The following is a 4,274-nucleotide window of genomic DNA, read 5'->3' on the forward strand; positions in this document are numbered from 1 at the left end:
CCGCTCCTTCATTGCCGCCGCCACAACCTTTTCGCCATCTCATCGCGCAAGCGCGGCTGGGTGTCACGGAACAGGAACACGAGCGTTTCTTCCGCACCATGCTCAGTGACATCGACGAGCCCACGCTGCCGTTTGGCGTCGCTGACGTTCATGGGGATGGTGCGCAGGTCGGCGAAGCGCATCGCATGCTGCCGAAGGCGCTCAATGATCGCCTGCGCGAGCGAGCCAGACGGCTGGGTGTGAGCTTGGCCAGTCTTTGCCATCTCGCCTGGGGACAGGTGGTGGCGCGCACCAGCGGCCGCGAGCAAGTGGTGTTCGGCACCGTGCTGTTCGGCCGCATGAGCGCGGGCGAAGGCGCCGATCGTGCGATGGGCCTGTTCGTCAATACACTGCCGTTGCGTTTGAACATGGACGGCACTCCGGTTGAAGCATGCGTGCGCCGCGCGCAACAGTGCCTGGCCGAACTGCTCGATCACGAGCACGCTTCACTGGCGCTGGCGCAACGCTGCAGCGGCGTCGCCGCCCCCTCGCCTTTGTTCAGCACCATGCTGAACTACCGCCACAGCAATATGCAGGCCGGCAAAACCGCCGAGGAAGGAATCTGGGCGGAGATCGAATGGCTAAGCATTGAGGAACGCACCAACTACCCGATTGCCATGTCCGTGGAAGACGTCGGCCACGGGCTGGGTCTGACCGCCCAGGCCGTGGAACCGCTGGATGCGCAACGCTTCTGCGACTATATGCAGCACACGCTGGAAAGCCTGTCGCATGCACTGGAGCACCAAGCTGGCATGCCGGCCCGTGCGCTGGAGATCATGCCGGCGATGGAAACGGCACAATGGATCGAACGCTGCAACGCCACTGCCCGGCCGTATCCGCGCCATACGCCCGTGCACGCTTTGTTCGAAGCCCATGCGGCCAACCATCCAGCCGCGCTGGCTGCCATCAATGGCGATGGCAACAGCATCAGCTATGCCGAACTCAATACATGCGCCAATCGCCTGGCGCATCAGCTGATCGCACGTGGTGTGAGCACGGGCAGCCTTGTCGCCACCTTGCTCGATCGCAGCATTGCCCTGCTGATCGCACAACTTGCCATTCTCAAGACCGGCGCGGCTTACGTGCCGATCGATCCCAACACGCCGGCCGCACGTCAGGCCTGGATCGTCGAGGACGCAGCGGTCGAATGGCTTGTCGCCGCGTCCTCGCATGCCATGCCGGCCATACGCGCCCAGGTGCTGGTGCTGGATGAACTGCTCGAAGCCGATAGTCTTGTCGATAACCCGCAGCAGCAGGTCGATGCGGAAAACGTTGCCTACGTGATGTACACCTCCGGCTCCACCGGCCAGCCAAAGGGCGTGCTGGTGCCACATCGCGCCATCAACCGGCTGCTGTTCGATGACGGCCATGCCGATCTCGGCGCAGGTGACCGCATGGCCTGGCTGGGCAATGTGGCTTTCGATATCAGCACGCTGGAAGTATGGGCGCCGCTGGTGCACGGCGCGGCAGTCATCGTGGTGCCGCGCGAATCACTGTTGCGTCCGGATGGATTACGCAACTTGCTACTCGCCCACCTTGTCAACGTGCTTCACCTTACTGCAGGCCTGTTCGCGCAGTTGTCCGATCAGCTCGATGAAGCCATCCGCCACCTGCGCCTGATGCTGGTTGGCGGTGATGCCGTGGACGTTGCCGCGGTCGCACGTGTACTGCACGCTCACCCGCAGCTGCGCCTGGTGCACTGCTACGGGCCGACCGAAAGCACCACATTCGCCACCACTTGCCGCCTGAGCCTGGACGATACGCAAACGCATCGCCTGCCGATCGGCCGTCCTATCGCCAACACGCGCGTGTATCTGCTGGATGTGCACGGACGACCTGTACCACAGGGCGTACCTGGGGAGCTGTACATCGGTGGCGATGGCGTCGCCCTTGGATATCTCAATCGCGCGGAACTCAGTGCGGAGCGCTTCCTGCCTGATCCGTTTTCCGGCCAACCCGATACGCGCATGTACCGCACCGGCGATCTGGCGAGCCATCTGCCGGATGGCCGCCTGTTGTTCCTTGGCCGCAACGATCAACAGATCAAGATTCGCGGCTACCGCATCGAACCGGGCGAGGTGGAAACACATCTCGCCGCCCACCCTTCCGTGCGCGAGGCCCTGGTCATGGCGCGCACGGACGATGGCAGCGAGAAACGCCTGGTGGCCTACGTCGTGGCGGAAGCGGACGCCAGCCAGGAACTGGCACTGGCGCTGCGCGACCATCTTTCAACCCGCGTGCCCGACTACATGCTGCCGGCGGCCTTCGTCATCCTCGTCGCCTTGCCGTTGACGGCGAATGGCAAAGTCGACCGCAAAGCCCTACCCGCACCGGACAGTCAGGCACTTGCGCAGCATCGGTACGTGGCACCGGAAGGCGAACTGGAATGCAAGCTCGCAGCCATCTGGATGTCATTGCTACAAGTAGCGCGCGTGGGCCGCTTCGATCACTTTTTCGCACTGGGCGGGCATTCGCTGCTGGCCATGCGCCTGCTGGGGCGCATCACGCAAGCGTTTGGCACCGAACTGCCCTTGTCGGCTTTGTTCGACCATCCCACGCTGACACAGATGAGCGCATTGCTCGCCAATGCCCACGCAAGCAACGAAACAGCGGCCCCGGCGCTCGCGCCGATACCGCGCACGGAGTACATGCAGCCCTCGTTCGCGCAGGGCCGCCTGTGGTTCCTAACCCAGCTCAATCCGGACAGCAGCAACTACCACATGCCGTTCGCTTTGCGCTTGCGCGGCAAGCTCGATCACTTGGCACTCGCGCGTGCGCTGGACCTACTGTTCGAACGCCACGAAGCGCTGCGCAGCGTATTCCCAACAGTGGAAGGGCAACCGCGCGTCGGTTTTCTATCGCCGGATCGCGGCATGGATCTCAGGAGCATCGATCTGCGCGGCCGGTCTGATGCCGTCGCACAGGCACAGGAACACATTCGCAGCGGAGCATTGGCGCCATTTGATCTTGCGGCTGGCCCGCTTATTCGCGCGCAACTGATCATGCTGGACGACGAAGACCAAGTATTGCAGGTTACCCAACACCATATCATTTCGGATGGCTGGTCGATCGGCATTTTTGCCCGCGAACTCAACGTTCTGTATGCCGCCTGCTTGAGCGGCCTTGCCAATCCGCTGCCACCGCTGGCCATCCAATACGCGGACTACGCTGCGTGGCAGCGGCAACGCCTCTCCGAAGTACGGTTCGCCACGCAACAGAATTACTGGCGCAGACAGCTGGCCGACGCGCCGGTGCTATTGGCTCTGCCCACTGATCGTCCGCGTCCCGCGCGCCAATCCTTTACCGGTGCAATGTTGCCGTTGCATATCGAACCCGCACTGGTGGAAGCGTTGCGCCAGCAATGCGAATGCCAGCAAACGACACTGTTCATGGCAATACTCGCTGCCTGGTCCCTCGTGTTATCACGGTTGTCTAGACAGTCTGAAGTAGTGATCGGCGCACCCACGGCCAATCGGCATCACCCGGCGATCGACGGATTGATCGGCTTCTTCGTCAACACGCTGGCGCTGCGCCTCGATCTATCCTGCGCGCATACCGTTGTCGATTGGCTGGCAGCCGTGCGTGATACCACGCTCGCCGCGCAGGACCACAGCGAGTTGCCGTTCGAGCAGGTGGTCGAGGCGGTCAATCCGCCGCGCCATCTCGACCATTCGCCGATCTTCCAGGCGGTGCTCGCCTGGCAGAACAACGATGCGGCCGACATCGTGCTAGCCGGCACGAGCGCCACCCCGGTTTCACTGGGTGTGGACTGGGTGAAATTCGACATCGAATTGAACCTGTCCGAAGTCGGCGGTGTCATCGAGGGCGGCCTGCATTACGCCACCGCGCTGTTTGACGAAGCCACGATCGAGCGCCATCGCGATTATCTGTTCGCCGCCTTGAAGGCAATCGCCGGCGATGCCAACCAACCGCTGCAAAGCATCGATCTGGTGCCTGCGCACGAACGCACGCACCTGCTGGAAGACTTCAACGCCAACGCCTCGATGGATGATGCCGCCGGCTGCATCCATCAGCTGATCGAGGCACAGGTAGCGCTGCGCCCTGCGGCAATCGCCGTGGCCGATGCTGTTTGCAGTCTCGACTACGACACGCTCAACCGCAAAGCCAATCAGCTGGCGCATCAGTTGATTCAACTAGGCATCGCAGCGGACGAGCGCATAGCAATCTGCCTGGATCGCAGCGTGAACCTGGTGGTGGCCATCCTCGCCACGCTG

2 protein-coding genes are annotated in these 4,274 nt (G+C 62.7%); one reads left to right on the forward strand and one right to left on the reverse strand.

Annotated elements, in window-relative coordinates:
• Positions 1 to 8 precede the first annotated feature (8 nt).
• A complete protein-coding gene (locus tag VMA74_RS13455; protein ID WP_325367768.1) occupies positions 9 to 182 on the reverse strand; it encodes a hypothetical protein in 174 nt (57 codons plus the stop codon).
• Between VMA74_RS13455 and VMA74_RS13460 the strand changes: the two genes are divergently transcribed.
• The coding region (locus VMA74_RS13460) for an amino acid adenylation domain-containing protein (RefSeq protein WP_325367766.1) at positions 99 to 4,274 on the forward strand (4,176 nt) is incomplete at its 3' end. The two genes, VMA74_RS13455 and VMA74_RS13460, sit on opposite strands and share 84 nt — an antisense overlap.

Source organism: Dyella sp., assembly GCF_035508675.1.
Taxonomy (GTDB): Bacteria; Pseudomonadota; Gammaproteobacteria; order Xanthomonadales; family Rhodanobacteraceae; genus Dyella_B.

Excerpts from the sequence above, each read along its gene's own strand:
- VMA74_RS13455 (WP_325367768.1), bottom strand. The coding sequence starts at position 182 with ATGCGCTTCGCCGACCTGCGCACCATCCCCATGAACGTCAGCGACGCC.